Source organism: Pseudomonas sp. NY15181 (assembly GCF_048068055.1).
Taxonomy (GTDB): Bacteria; Pseudomonadota; Gammaproteobacteria; order Pseudomonadales; family Pseudomonadaceae; genus Pseudomonas.
The window spans coordinates 148,206-168,473 of the sequence record NZ_JBLUPT010000009.1; the positions used below are offsets into that span (position 1 = coordinate 148,206).

At 67.4% G+C, this 20,268-nt stretch carries 19 protein-coding genes; 10 read left to right on the plus strand and 9 right to left on the minus strand.

Annotated features, from left to right (window positions below; translation table 11 throughout):
- Nucleotides 1-18: 18 nt before the first annotated feature.
- Together ACNFBT_RS20430 and ACNFBT_RS20435 are read right to left on the minus strand one after the other, a co-directional pair.
- Nucleotides 19-720 carry a hypothetical protein gene (locus ACNFBT_RS20430; RefSeq protein WP_416752449.1) on the minus strand — a complete coding sequence of 234 codons (702 nt, stop codon included), beginning with the start codon at nt 718-720 and terminating at the stop codon, nt 19-21.
- 138 nt (nt 721-858) lie between these two features.
- Nucleotides 859-1,512 (minus strand): peroxiredoxin, encoded by a 654-nt coding sequence (locus ACNFBT_RS20435; RefSeq protein WP_416752451.1) that lies wholly within the window; start codon nt 1,510-1,512, stop codon nt 859-861.
- A 307-nt stretch (nt 1,513-1,819) separates the two neighbouring features.
- Between ACNFBT_RS20435 and ACNFBT_RS20440 the strand changes: the two genes are divergently transcribed.
- Nucleotides 1,820-2,110: a GYD domain-containing protein gene (locus ACNFBT_RS20440; RefSeq protein WP_416752452.1), complete on the plus strand. Its 291-nt coding sequence runs from the start codon at nt 1,820-1,822 to the stop codon at nt 2,108-2,110.
- Nucleotides 2,111-2,196: 86 nt separating this feature from the next.
- On the opposite strand, the gene ACNFBT_RS20445 is transcribed toward ACNFBT_RS20440, so the two are convergent.
- Both ACNFBT_RS20445 and ACNFBT_RS20450 read right to left on the minus strand, forming a co-directional pair.
- Nucleotides 2,197-3,330, minus strand: coding sequence for an LLM class flavin-dependent oxidoreductase (locus ACNFBT_RS20445; protein WP_416752454.1), 1,134 nt, complete (start codon nt 3,328-3,330; stop codon nt 2,197-2,199).
- Between the two features lie 128 nt (nt 3,331-3,458).
- Nucleotides 3,459-4,643, minus strand: a complete 1,185-nt coding sequence (locus tag ACNFBT_RS20450; protein ID WP_416752456.1) for a flavin-dependent monooxygenase — start codon at nt 4,641-4,643, stop codon at nt 3,459-3,461.
- Between the two features lie 245 nt (nt 4,644-4,888).
- Here ACNFBT_RS20450 and ACNFBT_RS20455 point away from each other — a divergent pair, with 245 nt between their 5' ends.
- Genes ACNFBT_RS20455 through ACNFBT_RS20470 form a run of 4 tightly spaced genes read left to right on the plus strand, consistent with a single transcriptional unit; the run spans nt 4,889 to nt 8,934 of the window.
- A complete protein-coding gene (locus ACNFBT_RS20455) occupies nt 4,889-5,407 on the plus strand; it encodes a flavin reductase family protein (RefSeq protein WP_416752458.1) in 519 nt (172 codons plus the stop codon).
- Between the two features lie 5 nt (nt 5,408-5,412).
- Entirely contained in the window at nt 5,413-7,074 is a 1,662-nt protein-coding gene (locus tag ACNFBT_RS20460; protein ID WP_416752460.1) for an FAD-binding protein, read from the plus strand.
- A 12-nt stretch (nt 7,075-7,086) separates the two neighbouring features.
- Nucleotides 7,087-7,842 (plus strand): glucose 1-dehydrogenase, encoded by a 756-nt coding sequence (locus ACNFBT_RS20465; protein WP_416752462.1) that lies wholly within the window; start codon nt 7,087-7,089, stop codon nt 7,840-7,842.
- Between the two features lie 12 nt (nt 7,843-7,854).
- Nucleotides 7,855-8,934: a 2Fe-2S iron-sulfur cluster-binding protein gene (locus tag ACNFBT_RS20470; RefSeq protein WP_416752464.1), complete on the plus strand. Its 1,080-nt coding sequence runs from the start codon at nt 7,855-7,857 to the stop codon at nt 8,932-8,934.
- 224 nt (nt 8,935-9,158) lie between these two features.
- Here the strand turns inward: ACNFBT_RS20470 and ACNFBT_RS20475 are convergent, their stop codons facing one another.
- Both ACNFBT_RS20475 and ACNFBT_RS20480 read right to left on the minus strand, forming a co-directional pair.
- Complete coding sequence (locus tag ACNFBT_RS20475) at nt 9,159-9,935, minus strand: glucose 1-dehydrogenase (RefSeq protein ID WP_416752466.1); 777 nt, start codon at nt 9,933-9,935, stop codon at nt 9,159-9,161.
- Between the two features lie 14 nt (nt 9,936-9,949).
- Nucleotides 9,950-10,705, minus strand: a complete 756-nt coding sequence (locus ACNFBT_RS20480; protein ID WP_416752468.1) for an SDR family NAD(P)-dependent oxidoreductase — start codon at nt 10,703-10,705, stop codon at nt 9,950-9,952.
- Nucleotides 10,706-11,004: 299 nt separating this feature from the next.
- Between ACNFBT_RS20480 and ACNFBT_RS20485 the strand changes: the two genes are divergently transcribed.
- The 3 genes from ACNFBT_RS20485 (at nt 11,005) to ACNFBT_RS20495 (ending at nt 14,042) form a co-directional block, all read left to right on the plus strand.
- Nucleotides 11,005-11,484 carry a nuclear transport factor 2 family protein gene (locus ACNFBT_RS20485; protein WP_416752470.1) on the plus strand — a complete coding sequence of 160 codons (480 nt, stop codon included), beginning with the start codon at nt 11,005-11,007 and terminating at the stop codon, nt 11,482-11,484.
- A 173-nt stretch (nt 11,485-11,657) separates the two neighbouring features.
- The gene (locus ACNFBT_RS20490) at nt 11,658-12,404 is read left to right on the plus strand and encodes an SDR family NAD(P)-dependent oxidoreductase (RefSeq protein WP_416752472.1); all 747 of its coding nucleotides are present in this window, start codon (nt 11,658-11,660) and stop codon (nt 12,402-12,404) included.
- A 66-nt stretch (nt 12,405-12,470) separates the two neighbouring features.
- Nucleotides 12,471-14,042 (plus strand): FadD3 family acyl-CoA ligase, encoded by a 1,572-nt coding sequence (locus ACNFBT_RS20495; protein WP_416752474.1) that lies wholly within the window; start codon nt 12,471-12,473, stop codon nt 14,040-14,042.
- Between the two features lie 420 nt (nt 14,043-14,462).
- Here the strand turns inward: ACNFBT_RS20495 and cysN are convergent, their stop codons facing one another.
- The 3 genes from cysN to ACNFBT_RS20510 form a co-directional block, all read right to left on the minus strand.
- Nucleotides 14,463-16,355 carry a sulfate adenylyltransferase subunit CysN gene (gene cysN / locus ACNFBT_RS20500; protein ID WP_416752476.1) on the minus strand — a complete coding sequence of 631 codons (1,893 nt, stop codon included), beginning with the start codon at nt 16,353-16,355 and terminating at the stop codon, nt 14,463-14,465.
- Nucleotides 16,355-17,251, minus strand: a complete 897-nt coding sequence (cysD, locus tag ACNFBT_RS20505; protein ID WP_416752478.1) for a sulfate adenylyltransferase subunit CysD — start codon at nt 17,249-17,251, stop codon at nt 16,355-16,357. The genes cysN and cysD overlap by 1 nt, the downstream gene beginning before the upstream one ends.
- A gap of 111 nt (nt 17,252-17,362) precedes the next feature.
- The gene (locus tag ACNFBT_RS20510; RefSeq protein ID WP_416752480.1) at nt 17,363-17,833 is read right to left on the minus strand and encodes an SRPBCC domain-containing protein; all 471 of its coding nucleotides are present in this window, start codon (nt 17,831-17,833) and stop codon (nt 17,363-17,365) included.
- Between the two features lie 151 nt (nt 17,834-17,984).
- Between ACNFBT_RS20510 and ACNFBT_RS20515 the strand changes: the two genes are divergently transcribed.
- Together ACNFBT_RS20515 and ACNFBT_RS20520 are read left to right on the plus strand one after the other, a co-directional pair.
- Nucleotides 17,985-19,097 (plus strand): DUF1214 domain-containing protein, encoded by a 1,113-nt coding sequence (locus ACNFBT_RS20515; protein ID WP_416752482.1) that lies wholly within the window; start codon nt 17,985-17,987, stop codon nt 19,095-19,097.
- Nucleotides 19,097-20,260 carry a sulfotransferase family protein gene (locus ACNFBT_RS20520; RefSeq protein ID WP_416752484.1) on the plus strand — a complete coding sequence of 388 codons (1,164 nt, stop codon included), beginning with the start codon at nt 19,097-19,099 and terminating at the stop codon, nt 20,258-20,260. Before ACNFBT_RS20515 ends, ACNFBT_RS20520 begins: the two co-directional genes overlap by 1 nt.
- Nucleotides 20,261-20,268: the final 8 nt, after the last annotated feature.

Below are 20,268 nucleotides of genomic sequence, written 5' to 3' on the forward strand. Positions count from 1 at the left end.
TCCGCCCGGCGTGCGGAGCTAGAGCGGGTACTGGCTGGTAAGCACCACGCCCAGCTGGTCGAAGTCGATGAAGCGCTGGCAGCTGTCCATCATCACCGCGAGGTTGTGCTGGAACTTCGCCTCGTCGCCCGGGGCGTCGAAGAAGGCCATCGGGTCGGTCATCGCCGCCGGCGGGAAGCCTTCCTCGACGATTGCCGCCAGCGGCGTGGCGCCGGGGGTGAGCACCTGCACCACCAGGTTCTGCACGTAGAGGAAGTTGTCCTGGGTATCGATGGCTACCCGCATGTGATGGTTCTGCCAGATGCCCAGCCAGGCCTCGTGGGTCAGGCGCGGCGGCAGCTGGAGAAACGCCAGCTGGGAGAAGCCGTGGGTGCGCTGGCCGGCCTGGGCGGGGAAGCGGGTGTTGCGGATCGGCACCGATTCGCAGACCAGGTAGCCGGCCATCCGTGCGCAGGCGGCCTGCAGCGCCTCGTCGTAGGGGCGACGGAATTCGCCCGCGGCGGTGTCGACCCAGAAGCTCACTACCGCGTGCGGCAGCTCGCCGGCCTGCTCCTGGCGCAGGCCATCGGCCGGACGCACGTCGGCGTCATCCAGGTTGAGCTGCAGGTTGTGTGCGCCCAGCCGGACCAGGCGATCGGCCAGCTCCGTGCGCAACTGCCGGAAGAAGTCCTCGGCGTCGACGCGATTGTCACGCCAAAGTAGGTAGATGACCTTCTGCATGGCAAAGCTCCTCGTTTTCGACATGACCCGTTCGGGTGGGGAGTGCAACCATGCAGTGGGTGCCGGCCGGCGCCATCGTCTGTGTGGACTAGCCGGCCGGTGTGGCGCCTTCCTCCCTGTTGCCGTGGAGGAGGGAGGTCACTTGGGCTGGGCGACCACGCGCAGATACGGTTTTAGGGTCTTGAAGCCCTGCGGGTATTTCTTCTGCGCGTCTTCGTTGGACACCGAGGTCGGGATGATCACATCCTCGCCCGGCTTCCAGTTCACCGGCGTCGCCACCGTGTGCTTGGCGTTGAGCTGGATGGCGTCGAGCAGGCGCAGGATTTCGTCGAAGTTGCGTCCGGCGCTCATCGGGTAGGTCAGCGTGGCCTTGATCTTCTTGTCCGGGCCGATCAGGAACACCGAGCGCACCGTCGCGTTGTCCACCGCCGTGCGCGGGCCGCCGCTGGCGTTGGGGTGGATCATGTCGTAGAGCTTGGCCACCTTCAGGTCGTCGTCGCCGATCAACGGGAAGTTCACCGCGTGGCCCTGAGTCTCGGCGATGTCGCCGACCCAGGCGTGATGGTCGCTGACCGGGTCGATGCTCAGGCCCGCCACCTTGGTGTTGCGCTTGTCGAACTCGGGCTTCAGGCGGGCCACGTAGCCCAGCTCGGTGGTGCAGACCGGAGTGAAGTCCTTCGGATGGGAGAACAGGATCGCCCAGTGATCGCCGATCCACTGGTGGAAGTTCAGGGTGCCTTCGGTGCTGTCTGCGGTGAAGTCGGGGGCCTCATCGCCAATTCGTAGGGACATATCCATTCTCCGTGTGGGCTTGGGGGTGTCTGGACGGGCCGCGCGAGCCGAAGGGCGGGCCATGGGCTGAAAAGTATAGGTGGGTGTTCGGCAAGTCGCCCGTGGGGCAGCGGATCAGCGGTCGTGCCGGGGCGCGCCAGGGCTGCTAATCCTGTTCTGAGGAGGTCGTCGGATGAGTGTTGGTCGACGTGGCTCGCGGTGCTGGGGACGCCGCGCGCGTGCATGTCGGGAAGGGTGGCGGCCTTCTTCCGGTGCAGTGGCTTCCGCGCCATCGACCGTCGCCTATGCACTCGACAGGAGCTGAACCATGGCTACCTTCATTTCCCTGGTGAATTTCACCGACCAGGGCATCCGCAACGTCAAGGATTCGCCGGACCGCTACGCCGCCTTCAGGGCAATGGCCGAGCAGCTCGGCATCTCGGTAAAGGCCGCCTACTGGACGACGGGTGGCTATGACATGGTGCTGATCGTGGAAGGCGCGGAGGACGTGGCCACCACGCTGCTGCTCAAGGTGGCGTCGCTGGGCAACATCCGCACGCAGACCCTGCGTGGCTTCTCGGAACAGGAGTTCCGTGGGCTGATTGCCGCGATGCGCTGAGGCTAAACGCAAACGGGGCGGCCCGAAACTGGCGCCGCCCCGTGCTTGCCCTGTCCGACCCGTCAGGAACGGGGCGGAACATCTGTTCAGGCGTTCTTGGCCTTGTCGCGGAAGTAGGGGATGACCTTCTCGCCGATGTTCTTCAGGGTTTCCAGCTGCGCCCACTGCGGCACGGTGCCCATCTGGCAGATGAAGAGGATTTCATCGGCGCCGGCGTCGATCAGGCGCTGCACGTAGCCGATGCAGTCGTTCACGGTGCCGTAGGCGTGGTTGGGGTTCATCATCGCCATGGTCGGGTCGGAGAAGTCCACGGAGACTTCCTCGGAGGCGAAGCGCGAGCGGATCACCGCCTGGCCGTTGCCGTCGACGAAGGTGTCGTCCTGCCACTTGGCCGGGTCCGGGCGCTCGCCGCCGGCGTACCAGTAGGCCAGCGATTCCATGAAGTAGCGCTGGCCACGGATGCCGATGGCGCGGGCCTTCTCGTTGTCGTCCAGGACGATGGCCGGGCACAGGGCGGCGATGTGGCGGTTGGGACGGAAGCCGACCTGGTCCGCTGCGTCACGGTTGTCCCAGGCTTCGTGGTACACGGCCACTTTCTTGGCGATCTCTTCCGGGCCGCCGAAGCCCAGCACCAGGGCGCCCATGCCACGGCCGCCGGCGTTCTTCAGCGACTCGGTGTTGGTGCAGGCCAGGTACATCGGCGGGTGCGGGTCCTGGTAGGGCTTGGGATGGATCGGGCGCTTGGGGATCTTCACGTATTCGCCGTTATGTTCGATCTCGTCCTGCACGAACATCTTCGGGATGAGGTACATGGCTTCGTCGATCTGCGGCTGCAGGGTGGCCAGGTCGTAGCCGAAGGTGCCGGCTTCCTGCTGGGTGCCGCCCTTGCCGACGCCGAAGTGCACGCGGCCCTTGGACAGCAGGTCGAGGGTGGCGATGCGCTCGGCGACCTTCACCGGGTGGTTCATCGCCGGCGGCAGGCAGACCACGCCGTGGCCGATGCCGATGCGCTCGGTCTTGCCGGCGACGAAGGCCAGCATGGTCTCCGGGGCGGACATGTGGGAATAGTTGGTCAGCGCGGTGTGCTCCACGCACCAGAAGGTGTCGAAGCCGAGCTTGTCGGCCAGCACGGCCTGTTCGACGGTCTCGTCGAATACCCGGCGGTCGCCTTCACGGGTGCTGTCCAGGGTCTGGGCTTCGTAGATCAGAGAGAATTTCATGGGATGCGTCCCTTGTTGTAGTTGCGGCCGACGGGCTCAGCCTCGTGGACCATGTTCAGTGTTCGCCGGCGCCTCGGAATCGCCCGAATGGACTACGCCGAAACGCCGGTTTGTTCTTGGGTATCGGCTCAGAGGAAGAAGTCGGTGCTGTCCATGCCCATGCTCACGCCGCCCAGGTTCCAGGCGTACTTGGCCGGGCTGTTGGCGACGTGCGCGCGACCGGTATGGATGTCGCGGAAGGTGCGGTTGATCGGGTGCTCGCGGAAGATGGTGGAGGCACCGCTGTTGAACATCAGCGCGCCGGCCGCGCGGGCGCACTTGTCCGCCACCAGGGCCGAGTCGTAGCGCATCTTCACCCGCTCGGGCATGGTCAGCGGCTCGCCATCGCGGGCGCGCTGCATCATCAGCTCGAAGTTGCGCAGCAGCACGGTGCGGCACTCGTCGGCCACCACCATGGCGTCCGCCAGCGCCTGCTGGGCGCCCGGGTCCTGGCCCATCTTGCGGCCGTCGTTGACGCCGACGCGGGCACGGTTGTGCTCGACGAACAGGTTCACCGCGCCCTGCAGCGCGCCAATGGCCGAGGAGGACACCGCGCGCACGAAGATCTGCCCGAACGGCAGGCGGAACAGCGGCGAGGTGTTCACCGCGTTGCCCGGGCTGTTCTGCATGAAGCCGTCGATGGCGCGGTGGGTGCGGTAGTCGGGGACGAAGGCGTCTTCGACGAGCACGTCGTGGGAGCCGGTGGCTTCCAGGCCCATCACGTTCCAGTTGTCGAGGATCTGGTAGTCGCTGCGCGGCACCAGGAAGGTGCGGTAGTCCGGCGCGCCGCCCGGTTCGCTCGGCGGCACCATGGCGCCGAGGAAGGCCCACTGGCAGTGCTTGCTGCCGCTGGAGAAACCCCAGCGACCGGACAGGCGGAAGCCGCCTTCCACCGGGGTGACCTTGCCCACCGGCATATAAGAGGAGGAGATCAGTACGCTGGAGTCGCCACCCCAGACGTCCTGCGCAGCGCGGTCGTCGAACAGGGCCAGCTGCCAGTTATGGATGGCGACCACGCCCAGCACCCAGGCGGACGACATGCAGCCCTCGGCGAGGGTCATCTGCACTTCGAAGAAGTCCTTGGGCTCCAGCTCGTAGCCTTCCCAGCGCGCCGGCTGGAGGATGCGGAAGAAACCAGCCTCGTGGAAATCGCGGATGGTTTCCTCCGGCAGCTGGCCCTGGCGCGCGGCATCGGCGGCGCGTTCGCGCAGCACCGGCACCAGCTCGCGGGCGCGCTGGCGGAGGCGCTGGCGGATCAAATCCTGGTCGAGCATCTTGTTGTTCTCCTGTGGTTGCCCCGCAGGGCCTGCGCTTGGCCACCACGCGGCTACGCAGGGGGGCCTTCACTGGCATTTGAACAACGCAGGACCGGCCCGACATCCTACAAACGGACCATATGCGCCCTCGCCGCGGCGCCCCGGGGCGACTAGTCCCCTCGGACGATGTTGAGTCCCCGACCCGGTCACAGAATTCATCGCACAACACCTAGAGCCAACAAGCCCCAGCGAGGTCCCGTGCGATGAGCCAAGACAATCTGAAAGCCGACATGATCCAGGCGATGCGCCGGCTGGCGAAGTCGGTGACCATCATCACCACCAGCGATGGCAGCGAGCGTTTCGCCATGTCCGCCACCGCGGTGGATTCGCTGTCGACCGAGCCGCCGTCGCTGCTGATCTGCGTGAACAAGACCGCCTCGCTGCACCGCGTGCTGGAAGCCGGCGCGGACTTCTGCGTGAACATCCTCGGCCAGGAACAGGAGCATCTGTCGCATCTGTGCAGCGGCCCGGTGAAAGGCGAGGGCCGCTTCGCCAGCGGCGACTGGCGCTCCTCCGAATGCGGCGTGCCGTACCTGGCCGACGCCCAGTCCAGCGTGATCTGCGAGCAGGACGGCAGCTTCGCCTACGGCACCCACACCATCTTCATCGGGCGCATCCGCGAGATCCGCAACAACCCGCGCATCACCCCGCTGATCTACGTGAACGGCACCTACACCACCGCTGTCGCCGTGCAGCCGGTGAACGTGGCAGCCGCGGGTTGAATGCCATGAGCGGCACCCGGCCGATCGCTCCGCTGCGCCTGAGCGAGGATGCGCAACCGGACTGGCACGCGCAGACCGACCTGCTGGTGGTCGGCTTCGGCGGCGCCGGTGCGTGCGCCGCGCTGGAGGCCCGCGAGCGCGGTCTTGAGGTGCTGGCCCTGGACCGCTTCACCGGCGGCGGCGCCACCGCGCGCAGCGGCGGGGTGGTCTACGCTGGCGGCGGTACGCGGTACCAGGCCCACGCCGGCTACAACGACGACCCGGACTCCATGTTCAGCTACCTGCGTGGCGAGGTCGGCGACGCCGTGAAGGCCGAGACCCTGCGCGACTTCTGCGAACGCAGCGTCGAGCAGCTGGCCTGGCTGGAGCGCCATGGCGCGCGCTTCGAGGGCAGTGTGCCGCCGCACAAGACCTCCTATCCCAGCGACCGCTACTACCTCTACTACTCGGGCAACGAGTCGGTGCCGGCTTATGCCAGCCTGGCTCGCCCGGCACCGCGCGGACATCGCACCAAGGGTGCCGGCATGTCCGGTGCGGCGCTGTTCTCCGCCCTGCGCACTTCCGCGCGGGAGAAGGGCGTGCAGCTCTACAGCCAGTGCCAGGTGCGCCGGCTGGTGCAGGATGCCAGTGGCGCCGTGGTTGGCGTCGAAGCCTGGCGCCTGCCGCCGGGCAGCCTGGCGGCGCGCCGTCATGCCTGGCTGGGCCGCATGGCCACGGCCGTGCATCCTTACGCGCCGCCGCTGGCCGAACGCCTGACCGCCGCGCTGCGCCGTATCGAACTCAAACACGCTGAGCCAATCCTGATCCGTGCGCGCAAGGGCGTGCTGCTCAGTGCCGGTGGCTTCGTCTTCAACCGCGAGATGATCGCCGAACACGCGCCGCAATACCTTCCCGCGCTGCCCTTGGGCACGCCGGGTTGCGACGGCAGCGGTATCCGCCTGGGCCTTGGCGTGGGCGCCGCGGCGCAGCGCCTGGAGAAGGTCAGCGCCTGGCGCTTCATCAACCCGCCGCTGGCCTGGGCCCGTGGAGTCGTCGTCAACGCCCAGGGCGAGCGCTACTGCAACGAAGAGGTCTACGGCGCCACCCTCGGCCACGCCATGGTGGAAGAGCAGGGCGGCCGCGCCATCCTGATCCTCGACCGCGCGCTGCTCAAGGAATCCCTGCGCCAGGTGGGGCCGGGCAAGGTCTGGTCGTTCCAGCGCCTGCCGGTGCTGCTCAACCTGCTGTTCAACCGTCGCCGTGGCGATACGCCCGCCGCCCTGGCCCGCGCCATCGGCGTGCCGGCGGAGAACCTCCGGCACACCCTTGAGGAATACAGCCGCGCCGCCCGCGGCGAGCACACCGACGCCTTCGGCAAGTCCCCGGCGATGCTCGCCGACATGGATGACGGCCCCTGGTACGCCCTGGACCTGTCGGTGGACAGCAAGCTCTACCCGTGCCCGGCCATCACCCTTGGCGGCCTGCGCGTCTGCGAGCGCAGCGGCCGCGTGCTGGACAACGCCGGCGCGCCGATTCCGGGGCTCTACAGCGCCGGCCGCAACGCCGTGGGCGTTGCCTCCAACCTTTACCTGTCCGGCCTGTCCATCGCCGACTGTGTGTATTCCGGCCGTCGCGTCGCCGCCCATGCGGCAGCCCGCGCGAAGGCCGCCATCCCTGAAACCGCCTGAAGGAAAACAAGCATGAATCGAGTCCAAGGCAAAGTGTGCATCGTGACCGGCGGGGCCAGCGGCATCGGCCGCGAGGACGCCCTGCTGCTGGCCGCCGAAGGCGCCCGCGTGGTGATCACCGACCTCAATGAAGAAGCCGGCCGCGCCCTGGCCGCCGAGATCGGCGACAACGCGCTGTTCATCCGCCACGACATCGCCAGCGAAAGCGACTGGAAGAACGTGATCAAGAGCACCGTGGAGCGCTTCGGTCGCCTCGACGTACTGGTCAACAACGCCGCCATCCTGGCCGTGGCCAGCATCGAGGACACCAGCCTGGAACTGTGGCGCAAGGTGCAGACCATCAACGGCGATGGCTACTTCCTCGGCTGCAAATACGCCATCGAAGCGATGAAGGAAACCGGCGGCGGCTCCATCGTCAACATGTCCTCCGTGGCAGCCTTGGGCGGCATGGCGGCGTTCTGCGCCTACTCCGCGTCCAAGGGCGCCGTCGCGGCCATGACCCGCTCCATCGCCGTACATTGCAAGCAGCAGGGCTACCGCATCCGCTGCAACAGCGTGCACCCGGACGGCGTCAACACGCCCATGACCCAGGCCCTGGCCGGCGGTCAGCCGATTCCCCAGGAGGCGCTCGACGCCGACCCGATGAACCGCATGTGCGCGCCGCGGGATATCGCCAACGTGGTGCTGTTCCTCGCCTCGGACGAGTCGCGCTTCATCAGCGGCGCCGAGCTGCGCGTGGACAACGCCCAGCTGATCAGCGGCGTCTGACGGAGCGTGGCGATGGGCAGTGCGCAGACTCTGGCGCCGCAAGCGGCGCCAACCGCCGCCGGAACCTTCCGCCTGGAGGTGGCCGATGTCATCGAGGAAACCGCCGACGCGCGCTCGCTGGTGCTGCGCGTGCCGGCGGAGCTGGCCGGGCGCTTTTCGTATCGCGCCGGGCAGTTCCTCAGCTTTCGCGTGGCGCTCGACGGCAAGACCCTGACGCGTTGCTACTCCATGTCCAGCACGCCTGGGCTGGACGAAACGCTGCGGGTGACGGTCAAGCGCGTGGCCGGTGGCCGGGTGTCGAACTGGATGAACGAACGCGTGCGTCCGGGCGACGAGCTGGAAGTGCTGCCGCCTGCCGGCCACTTCCACCTCGGCGAGCAGACCCGTGACCTGCTGCTGTTCGGCGGCGGCTCGGGGATCACCCCGGTGTTCTCCATCCTGCGCGAGGCGCTGGCCCATCGCGACTGCCGCATCCGCCTGGTGTACGCCAACCGCGATACCGACGCGGTGATCTTCCGCGACGCGCTGCGCCGCCTGGTCTCCGAGCACGGCGAGCGCCTGCAGGTGATCCACGTGCTGGACAACCTGCAGGGCTTCCTCGCCGCCAGCGACGTGCGTCATCTGCTGCGCGGCTGGGAAGAGGCCGAATGCTTCATCTGCGGCCCCGGCCCGTTCATGGATACGGTGGAAAGCACGCTGCTGCGTGAAGGCGTCGATTCCGCGCACATCCATGTCGAGCGCTTCGTCTCGCCGCCCGATCCGGACGCGCTGGAAGCGGCCAGCGAGCAGGCCCGCAGCGCCGCCGCCGAGTCTGGTGCGGAAAGCCTGGTGGTGGCGCTGGACGGCGAGGAGCACCAGGTGACCTGCATCCCCGGTGAAACCCTGCTGGAAAGCTGCCGCCGCGCCGGCCTTGCGCCGCCGGCCTCCTGCGAGGAGGGCTTCTGCGGCGCCTGCATGTGCAAGGTGGAGCAGGGCGAAGTGATGTTGCCGCGCAACGACGTGCTCAGCGCCGCCGAGCTCGCCGAAGGCTGGACCCTGGCCTGCCAGGGCCGCGCCGGTAGCCGCGAGGTGAGGGTGCGTTTCCCCGATTGAATTGCTTTGTTGAGTTGCTCTCGAGTGTGGGGCTTGTGCCGCCCCTTCCTTCACCCGGCTTCGGCCGGGTCTTTTTTTGCCTGGGATTTGGGCGGCCAGGCGAATGGGCGAGGGGCACCCGGGAGGTCGGGCGTGGCTATCAGGGGGGAGAGTGCTGTGGCGCCAGCACTCGCTGGCGAGAAGCAGGGCGGGCAGCCCCTTGATATGGGGCCGCCCGCTGCGGTCTAGATCGGCGAGCCCGGCAGTCCGGCGTAGTAGGCGCCGGCCGCCACGCCGCCATCCACCGACAGTTCGCTACCGTTGCAGTAGCTGGCTTCGTCGCTGGCGAGGAACAGCGTGGCGCGGGCGATTTCCTCCGGCGCGCCGATGCGCTGCTGCGGCACCGTGCGGTACTGCCCGGCCAGTTCGTCGCGCGAGGCGCCGGTGGGGTTGGACATCACGGTGTCGACGCCGCCCGGATGCACCGAGTTGACCCGCACGCCGTGTGGGCCGAGTTCCAGTGCCGCGACCTTGGTCAGGCCGCGCACACCCCACTTGCTCGATACGTAGGCGGCCAGGGCGTTGACGCCGCGCAGGCCGTCCACCGAGGAAATGTTGACGATCGAGCCACGGCCCTGTTCGCGCATGATCGGCGCCACGCTGTGGATGCCGAGGAAGGTGCCGGTCAGGTTGATCGACAGTGCCCGTTCGAACTCCGCCTTGGACAGTTGTTCGATGGCGCCGAACACCAGCACGGCGGCGTTGTTCACCAGCACGTCGATTCGTCCATGACGCTCCAGGGTGGCCTGCACCACGCGTTGCCAGTTTTCCTCGCAGCTGACGTCCAGGCGCTGGAAGCTGGCGGCGTCGCCCAGCTCGGCGGCCAGGGCCGCACCTTCCTGTTCCAGGAGGTCGGCGATGACCACCTGGGCGCCTTCGGCGACGAACAGACGGGCGGTTTCGGCGCCCATGCCGCGGGCGCCTCCGGTGATGATGGCGATCTTGTTTGTCAGACGTTGCATGAATTGCTCCTTGTTCAACCCCAGTAGGCCTGGCCGCCATCCAGCGGGATGGTGGCGCCGGTCAGGTAGCGGGCGTTGTCGCTGACCAGGAAGGCCACGGTGCGGCCGATGTCGGCTTCGCAGTCGCCGACCCGCCGCAGCGGAATGCTCTGGAAGAACGCCTCAGCCTCCGCCGGATGGGCATCCACCCAGCCACGCAGCCCCGGCGACAGGGCATGGGGCGCGATGACGTTGACGCGGATACCGTCCACGCCCCATTCGCAGGCGGCCGCGCGGCTCAGGGAACGGATGGCTTCCTTGGTGGCGGCGTAGTGACCGTAGCCGGAGGCGTCCCAGCGGACGGCGGCGGAGGAGGCCAGGTTGACGATCGAGCCGTTGCCCTTGAGGTGGGGGTAGCAGGCGCGCATCAGGCGCAGGGTGGCCATCGGGCCCGAGTCGATGCCCTTCATGAAGTCCTCGTCGCTGACGTCGAGGATGCGCCCCAGCGGCACGATCTGCGCGTTGTTGACCAGGATGTGGAGGCCGCCTAAGGCTTCCACCACCTGGGCCACGCTACGCTCCAGGTCGGTTGCGCTCATCACGTCGCACTCCACCGCCAGGGCTTCGCCGCCGCGCTGGCGGATTTCTTCCACGGTCTGTTCCAGCGTGGCGCGGGTGCGGCCCGCCACGGCAACCCGGGCGCCCTCGGCGGCGAGGGCGAAGGCAATGCCCTGGCCGACGCCCTGACCGCCACCGGTGACCAGCGCCACCTTGCCTTGCAGCATGTTCATGGGTGATTGTTCCTTTAATTTTTGTTGTAGGGAGGCGGCGTTGCCCGCGTCACCCGAGTGTCGCCGATGGGGCGGCGGCGATCTTGCCCGACGGGGATTTCCGCATCGGTCGGGTGATGTTCCGGGCATGCCGTGAGCCTTGCGGCTCGACCTGCGGTGAGGCAGGCAGGGGGCAGACTTGCACCCTTCGCAGGGGCGGGAATCGGCCGATCGGACTAGGGCTAGTCCCCTTGGACGATGAGCGGTCTGATGCGTACTGACAGGCTCTTGCTCCCCCCCCCACCTCCGGAGCCAAGCAGATGGCCGAGTCCGTCGAAGTCCTTCTTGAGATCGAACAGATCCGCCAACTCAAGTACCGCTACTTCCGCGCTATCGACACCCACGACTGGGCGCTGTTCGCCACCTGCCTCGCCGAGGATGTCACGACCCAGCTGGACAGCGGCAACTACGCCTTCGTTGGCCGCGACGCGTTCATCGCCGGGTTGAAGCAGATGATGGATCGCCCGACCCTGTTGTCCAAGCACCAGGGACACCACCCCGAGATCGAGCTCGTCGCCCCCGACCGCGCCCGTGGCGTGTGGTACCTGGAGGACCAGGTGATCGACCTCGATAACGACTGGATCGTGCAGGGCACGGCGTTCTACCAGGATGAATACATCAAGCGCGATGGCGCCTGGCTCATCCTGTCCACCGGCTACCGCCGCGTGCTCGACAACGTCACCGCTCCCATCCCGGCGGATTTTCGCGTGGTCAAGAGCTGGTTTGGCGTAGCGGGTTGAGGCGGCTGCGGGCAACCGTTCGAGGCACCGCCGGGGCCTTCTCGGTCACGGTGTGCCTGAACGGTATCCAGGCTTGCCACGTGGCTAGTCTCAATGGACGATCACCATCTTCCAGCGGCTGATTAGACTTTCTCCGCAGGACACCCTCAGAACAACAAGACCAGAGGTACGCAATGAATCGACTGCAAGGCAAGGTCGCCGTCATCACCGGCGCTGCATCGGGTATCGGCCTGGCGTGCGCGCGCTGCTTCGCCGCGGAAGGCGCCCAGGTAGTGGGTCTGGACGTGGGCGCGGCGCCCGCCGAGTTCCCCGGCCTGTTCATGGCCCTGGACGTGCGCAACGAGAGCAACGTCGAGCAGGTGATGGGCGAAGTCGTTTCGCGTCATGGTCGCCTCGACGTGCTGGTAAACGCCGCCGGCGTCGCCAGCCGTGGCAGCGTCACCGATTCGTCCACCAGCGAGTGGCAGCGCGTGCTGGACATCAACCTCACCGGCAGCATGCTCACCAGCAAGCACGCCGTGGCGCAGATGGTCGCCCAGCGTAGCGGCTCGATCATCAACATCGGCTCGATCTTCGGCCTGCAGGGTTGCGACGGCAACGTCGCCTACAACGTCGCCAAGGGCGGCATCAACCAGCTGACCCGCTCCATGGCCATCGATTACGGCCATGCCAACGTGCGCGTCAACGGCCTCTGCCCGGGCCTGATCGAAACCCCCATGACCCAGATGGTGCGCGAGCAGGAAGCCTTCCACGCCTTCTTCGCCTCGCAGCACATGCTCAGCCGCGCCGGGCAACCGGAGGAGGTGGCCAAGGCCGCGCTGTTCCTCGCCTCCGACGACGCGTCCTTCGTCAGCGGGCAGATGATCGCCGTCGACGGCGGCTTCTCCGCCGGACGCCGCTTCGCTCCGCCGCAGGCCTGAGTCTCCAAGGCATCGGGCCGGCATCGTACCGGCCCTTCTTCGGTTTTCGTTCGTGAGTTTCCTGCCATGACCTGCCCGCAATCCGCCCTGACCATCCCCCAGTTGCTGAGCGCCACGGCGACCGCCTATGGCGACCGGCCGGCCATCGAGGACGGTGACGTCCGCCTGAGCTACCGCCAGCTCGACCAGTGGCGCCAACGCGCCGCCCGCGCACTGCTGGCACTGGGCATCGGGCACGGCGAGCGGGTCGCGGTGTGGGCGCCGAACCACTGGGAATGGATAGTCGCCGCCACCGCGCTGCACAGCGTGGGCGCCGTGCTGGTGCCGCTGAATACCCGCATGAAGGGTGCCGAGGCCGGCCTGGTGCTGCGCGAGAGCGGGGCGAGCCTGCTGTTTGTCATCGCCGACTTCCTCGGCAACGACTACCCGGCGCTGCTCGATGGCGAGGACCTGCCGGCGTTGCGCCAGCGGGTGATCCTGCGCGGCGAGCGTCCTGGTGCGCTGGGTTGGGAGGCATTCCTGGCGCTGGCGGAGACGGTTGATGAAGCGCAACTGGCCGAGCGCCAGGCACAGGTCGCCGCCGATGACCTGTGCGACCTGCTGTTCACCTCCGGCACCACCGGCAAGCCCAAGGGCGTGATGACCGCCCACGGGCAGAACCTGCGCCTGGTGCGCGACTGGAGCGAAATGGTCGGCCTGCGCGAGGGCGACCGCTACCTGATCGTCAACCCCTTCTTCCACAGCTTCGGCTACAAGGCCGGCTGGCTGGCGGCGCTGATGCGCGGTTGCTGCATCCTGCCGCAGGCGGTGTTCGACGTGAACGTGCTGCTCGAACGGGTGGCCGCCGAGCGCGTCACCGTGCTGCCCGGCCCGCCGACACTGTACCAGTCGCTGCTGGCCCATCCTCGCCGCAGCGACCATGACCTGAGCTCGCTGCGCGTGGCCGTCACCGGCGCGGCTTCGGTGCCGGTGGAAATGGTCCGGCGCATGCGCAGCGAGCTGGGCTTCGAAACCATCGTCACCGCCTACGGCCTTACCGAGACCTGCGGCTTCGTCACCATCTGCCGCCCTGGCGACGACGCCGAGACCGTCGCCACCACCTGCGGCCGCGCCTTCCCCGAAGTGGAGGTGCGCTGCGTGGATGCCCAGGGCCGCAGCGTCCCGACCGGTGAACCGGGGGAAGTGGTGGTGCGCGGCTACAACCTGATGCAGGGCTACTTCGGCAACCCCGAGGCAACCGCCGAAGCCATCGACAGCGAGGGCTGGCTGCATACCGGCGACGTCGGCGTGCTCGACGAGCGCGGCTACCTGCGCATCACCGACCGTCTCAAGGACATGTTCATCAACGGCGGCTTCAACGTGTACCCGGCGGAGATCGAGCAGACCATCCTCTGCTACCCGGGCGTGGCCCAGGCGGCGGTGATCGGCATCCCCGACGAGCGCCTGGGTGAGGTGGCCATGGCCTTCCTGCTGCCGGCCGCCGGGCAGTCGATCGATCTCGATGCCTTCCTCGCCTGGTGCCGCGAGCGCATGGCCAACTACAAGGCCCCGCGCCGCGCCATGCTGCTCGACGCGCTGCCGCTGAACGCCGCCGGCAAGGTCACCAAGGCGGCGCTGCGGGAGTTGGCGGCGAGCTGATACAACCGAATCCTTTGGCTGGTCATGCCCCGCGGGGAAATCTACCCGCGGGGCTTTTTTTTTGCCGATGGCGCATGAGGTCAGCAGTTGCGTAGGGCGTATAACGCTCCGCGTTATACGCCGATTGGCCTTGGCTGACGTTTTGCTCGGGCTTGAGCTGGGCGATGTAATGGCGCCAGGTTGGGATGCGGTGTTGGCGATGGGATGGGCGTAACGGCGTATAACCGCGAACGGTTATACGCCCTACGTTCCTGGTGGTTGGCGGATGCATCGCGGATTGGAATGCCCTCGTAGGAGCGGACTCCGTCCGCGATGCTCTTTCTTTTCGTAGGGCGAATAACGCCAAAGGCGTTATCCGCCCTACGAAATACAAAGGCCCGCCCCGGTGAGGGGGCGGGCCTTGGTGCCTTGCCGCTCGTATCAACCCTTCAGCAGGATCTCCACGATCCGCTCCGCAGCCGCCTCCGCCGATTCATGGCGGGTATCGACGCGAATCTCCGGGCTCAGCGGCGCCTCGTACGGCGAGTCGATGCCGGTGAAGTTCTTCAGCTCACCACGCCGGGCCTTCTGGTACAGGCCCTTGGGATCGCGCTCCTCGGCCAGGCTCAGCGGCGTGTCGACGAAGATCTCCAGGAAGTTGCCTTCGCCGGCCAGGTTGCGCGCCATGTCGCGTTCGGCGCGGAACGGCGAGATGAAGGACACCAGGGTGATCAACCCGGCATCGAGCATCAGCTTCGCCACTTCGGCCACGCGGCGGATGTTCTCCACGCGGTCGGCCTCGGTGAAGCCCAGGTCGCGGTTCAGGCCGTGGCGCACGTTGTCGCCGTCGAGCAGGTAGGTGTGCCGGCCGAGGGCGTGCAGCTTGCGCTCCACCAGGTTGGCGATGGTCGACTTGCCGGCGCCGGACAGCCCGGTGAACCACAGCACCCGTGGCGTCTGGCCCTTCAGCGCGGCGTGGGCCTCGCGGTTCACGTCGATGGCCTGCCAGTGCACATTCTGCGCGCGGCGCAGGGCGAAGTGCAGCATGCCGGCGCCGACGGTGCGGTTGCTCAGCCGGTCGATGACGATGAAGCCGCCGGTGTCGCGGTTGTCGGCATAGGCATCGAAGGCGATCGGGCGGTCCAGGTTGAGGTTGCACACGCCGATCTCGTTCAGCTCCAGGGTGCGCGCGGCCAGGTGTTCCAGGCTGTTCACGTCGACCCGGTGCTTGAGGCTGGTGCAGCTCATGCCGACGGTGCGGGTGCCGATCTTCAGCAGGTAGGGGCGGCCGGGCAACAGGGCGTCCTCGTCCATCCACACCAGGGTGGCCTCGAACTGGTCGGCCACTTCCGCCGGTGCGTCGGCCGGGGTGATCAGGTCGCCACGGCTGATGTCGATCTCGTCTTCCAGGGTCAGGGTCACCGCCTGGCCGCAGACGGCCTCATCCTGTGCTCCGGCAGTGCCGAGGATGCCGCTGACCGTGCTCTGCTGGCCCGAGGGCAGCACGCGGATGCGCTCGCCGACGCGGATGCTGCCGGCGGCGATATTGCCGCTGAAGCCACGGAAGTCGAGGTTCGGCCGGTTCACCCACTGCACCGGCAGGCGGAACGCCGCCTGGCTCTGCCGCGACTCTTCCAGTGGCACGCTCTCCAGGTATTGCAGCAGGCTCGGGCCCTGGTACCAGGGGGTGTTCGGGCTGGCTTCGAGCATGTTGTCGCCGCGCAGCGCCGAGAGCGGGATGCACTGGATGTCGTCGAGGCCGATCTGCGCGGCGAAGGCGCGGTAGTCGCGCTCGATGCGCTCGAAGACTTCCTGGGAGTAGTCCATCAGGTCGAGCTTGTTGATCGCCAGCACCACCTTGCGGATGCCCAGCAGGGACACCAGGTAGCTGTGCCGGCGGGTCTGCACCAGCAGGCCCTGGCGGGCGTCGACCAGGATCACCGCGAGGTCGGCGGTGGAGGCGCCGGTGACCATGTTGCGAGTGTACTGCTCGTGGCCGGGGGTGTCGGCGACGATGAACTTGCGCTTGTCGGTGGCGAAGAAGCGGTAGGCCACGTCGATGGTGATGCCCTGTTCGCGCTCGGCGGCCAGGCCGTCCACCAGCAGGGCGAAGTCCAGTTCCTCGCCCTGGGTGCCGAGCTTCTTCGAGTCGGCTTCGAGCTGGCCGAGCTGGTCCTCGAAGAGCACCTTGGATTCGTAGAGCAGGCGACCGATCAGGGTGCTCTTGCCGTCGTCGACGCTGCCGCAGGTGATGAAGCGCAGCAACTGCTTGTGCTGTTGCTGCGCCAGGTACGTGCCGAGGTCGTCGCGCGCCGATTGGGTGATGGCGTTCATCAGAAGTACCCCTCTTGTTTCTTCTTCTCCATGGAGCCGGCCGAGTCGCTGTCGATCAGGCGGCCCTGGCGTTCGGAGGTGCGGCTGACGAGCATCTCCTGGATGATCGCCGACAGGTCGTCGGCGTCGCTGTCGATGGCGCCGGTAAGCGGGTAGCAGCCCAGGGTGCGGAAGCGCACCTTGCGCATTTCCGGGGTTTCCCCGTCGCGCAGCGGCAGTCGGTCGTCGTCGACCATGATCAGGGTGCCGTCGCGGCGCACCACCGGGCGCTCCTTGGCGAAGTACAGCGGCACGATGGGGATCTGTTCCAGGAAGATGTATTGCCAGATGTCCAGCTCGGTCCAGTTCGACAGCGGGAACACCCGCAGGCTCTCGCCCTTGCGCTTGCGCGTGTTGTACAGCTTCCAGAGTTCCGGGCGCTGCTGCTTGGGGTCCCAGCGGTGCTGCTCGGAACGGATCGAGAACACCCGCTCCTTGGCCCGTGACTTCTCCTCGTCGCGGCGTGCGCCGCCGAAGGCCGCGTCGAAGCCGTACTGGTCCAGCGCCTGCTTCAGGCCCTGGGTCTTCCAGATGTCGGTGTGCAGCGCCGAACCGTGCTCGAAGGGATTGATGCCGCGCTCGACGCCCTCGGGGTTGATGTGTACCAGCAGCTCCAGGCCCAGGCGCTTGGCGGTCTGATCGCGGAAGTCGATCATCTCGCGGAACTTCCAGGTGGTGTCCACGTGCAGCAGGGGAAAGGGCGGCTTGCCGGGGGCGAAGGCCTTCATCGCCAGGTGCAGCATCACTGCGCTGTCCTTGCCGATGGAGTAGAGCATCACCGGGTTCTCACACTCGGCGACCACTTCGCGGATGATCTGGATGCTTTCCGCTTCCAGCCGTTGCAGATGACTCAACATCACTTACCTCCTCGTGTCTTGCCGTCCTCGGGGCCGGCGTGACATCACGGTAGGTAATGCGCCGTCGCGGGTTCTTCGTCCGAGCGGACGAAAAAACCGCGACGGCCCGACTCAGGCCGGTACCGCGTTCAATGCCTCGGCACGAGCCTTGACCGCCAGGGCCACGGCGTCGAAGCCCTGTTTGACCCACGGGCCGTGGTTGGCCATCACCTGATCGGCGGTAGGGCCGAGGAACTGGTCGGTGGTGTGGTAGCGGCAGCTGTTCGGGCCGATGGATTCGATGATCTGCTCGCGGCGCGCGGCGTCCGGATTGTCGGCGCTGGCGATCATTTCCCAGGCGAGCAGGCGATGGGGTTCGAAGTCGGCAAGGTACTCGACCACGTGCAGCAGTTCGCCGGGCTGCGCCGGGTTGGGCAGGAACAGGTTGACCGGCTCGCCCAGTCGCAGGCTCGATTCCACCTTGACGGTGTAGGGGTTCCACTGCGGGTAGCTCGGCAGGTCGACCAGGATCGACCAGACCAGTTCGGCGGGCGCTGCGATCTCCACGCTCAGCGAGCGCACCAGGTTTTTCTCTGTGCTCATCAGGGATTCCTTCAGACGTGCGCATCGCACCGCGCGACGCGTCAGAGTCGATACTCGGCGCAAGCGTCTTCGCGCTCCTCGTCCGCTCGGACGAAGAATCCGCAGCCGGCTCCTCCCTAAGGTCTGTACAGGCCCACAGGAGGAGACCGAAATGCCCACCGACAGGATCGAACACGAGGTCATCAGCGGCGAAAGCTGGAACCTCTTCTGCGAACAACTGCGCCGCAGCGGCGAACAGATACTGCGCGCCGAGGCGCCCGCCGACGGAGAGACCCGCGCCGAAGGCTTCCGCTACCTGACCCGCCTGCTGCGCATCGCCCTGGAGATGCACCTGGAGTTCGCCGACCCGGACTTCCCCGGCTTCATCACGCCCTCCCACGAGACGGCGAAGATCGGCGCCGACAACCCGGACAACCTGTACCGTTACGCGCGCCTCAACGGCGAGCACCAGTACCGCGTCAGCGGCAGTCGCGGCAGCGTGTTCTACCTGAGCTTCGGCACCCAGAAGGGCGGCTACGAGACCGACGGCAAGATGATCCAGACCGGCTTCATCGACGCCAGCCTGTTGCAGCTCGACGCCGACGGCAACTTCGAGATCATCCTCAGCCAGCATCGGCCGGCCAGCGGCAACTGGCTGCCGATGGAGGCCGCAAGCAACGCGCTGGTGGTGCGCCAGACCTTCCTCGACCGCGCCGCCGAGCAACCGGCGCAACTGCGCATCGAGCGGCTGGACGGCGCCCAGGCACCGGAGCCGCTGACCCCGCAGCGCCTGCAGCAGGGGCTGACCCGCGCCGCTTCGTTTGTCGAGGGCACCGCGCGGCTGTTCGCCGACTGGGCCCAGGGCTACCAGGCCCACGCCAATGAGCTGCCGCTGGCGGACCAGGCGCTGTGCCAGTCGGTCGGCGGCGACCCGAACATCATCTACTACCACTCCTATTGGGCGCTGGTCGACGACGAGGCGCTGGTGATCGATGTCGAACGGGTACCCGAGTGCGACTTCTGGAACCTTCAGATCAACAACTACTGGATGGAGTCTCTGGACTACCGCTACCACCGCATCTGCCTGAACAAGCACTCGGCGCAGCTCGACGGCGAAGGCGGCGTGCGCATCGTCCTCAGCGCCCGCGATCCGGGCCTGCCCAACTGGCTGGAAACCGCCGGCCACCCCCACGGCACTCTCTGTCTGCGCTGGGTTGGCGCGAAGCAGCCGGTGCACCCGACCACCCGCGTGCTCAAGCTCGCCGAACTCAAGGATCTGCTGTGATGGACGATTTCTCCGCTAAAGCCCTGCTGGCCGAAGCCAGCGCCCGCGCTGGCGGTCTCGACGACTTCGGCGAGGGCGACTTCCGCGAGGCGCTGGACGTGCTCGCCGTCGCCCTGCGCGACGAGGCGAAGCTCTCCGCCCAGGGCCGCGCGCTGCTGCGCGAGAAGCTGCTGGCGCAACTGGGCAACCGCCTGGTGCTGGAGGACTACTGCAAGCGTTACCCGGAAATCCTCCAGCAGCCCATCGACGACCCGCTGGTGATCGTCGGCCTGCCGCGCACCGGCACCACGCTGCTGCAGCGCACCCTGGCGGTGGACCCGCAGTTCAGCAAGGCGCAGTGGTGGGAAACCCGCTACCCGGCACCGCTGGCCGGCGAGGCGGTCGAAGCGCCGATCCAGCGCATCGAGCGGGCGCGCATGGAAGTGGCGGGGATGATCGAGTTCCTGCCGCAGCTGCTGGCCATCCATCCGCTGGACGCCGAGCAGCCGGATGAGGAATTCATGCTAATGGAGCACTCCTTCCTCTGCGCCATGGACTCCTACGTCAACGTGCCAAGCTACACCGCCTGGCTCGACCGCCAGGACCAGGCCCAGGTCTACCGCTACCTGAAGAAGACCCTGCAGTTCCTGCAATGGCAGCAGCAGCGCCGGGGCATCGCGCCGGGGCGTCGCTGGCTGCTGAAGAGCCCGCAGCACCTGCACACCGTGGAGTTGCTGCTGGAGGTGTTCCCCCGCGCCCAGGTGGTGCTGACCCACCGCGATCCGGGCAAGACCATTCCGTCCCTGGCCAGCTTCATCCACACCCTCTGGCAGCTCTACAGCGAGCAGGTTGACCCGCGCGCCGTCGGCGGCCAGTGGAACCAGCGCATGGCCCGCGCCCTGCGCCACACCATGCAGGTGCGCGAAGGCGTGCCGGCCGGGCGCTTCCTCGACGTGCGCTTCGAGGACACCCTGAGCGACCCGCTCGGCGTGGTCGAGCGCATCTACGCCTTCGCCGGCCTCGACCTGACGCCGGACTGCCGCGCCGCCATGCAGGGCTGGCTCGCCGACAACGGCCGCGAGAAACGCGCCGCCCACCAGTACAGCGCCGAGCAGTTCGGCCTCGACGAGGCCACCCTCGAGCGCGACTACGCCCAATACCGCCGCCGTCATATCCAAGCCTGACCCTACAC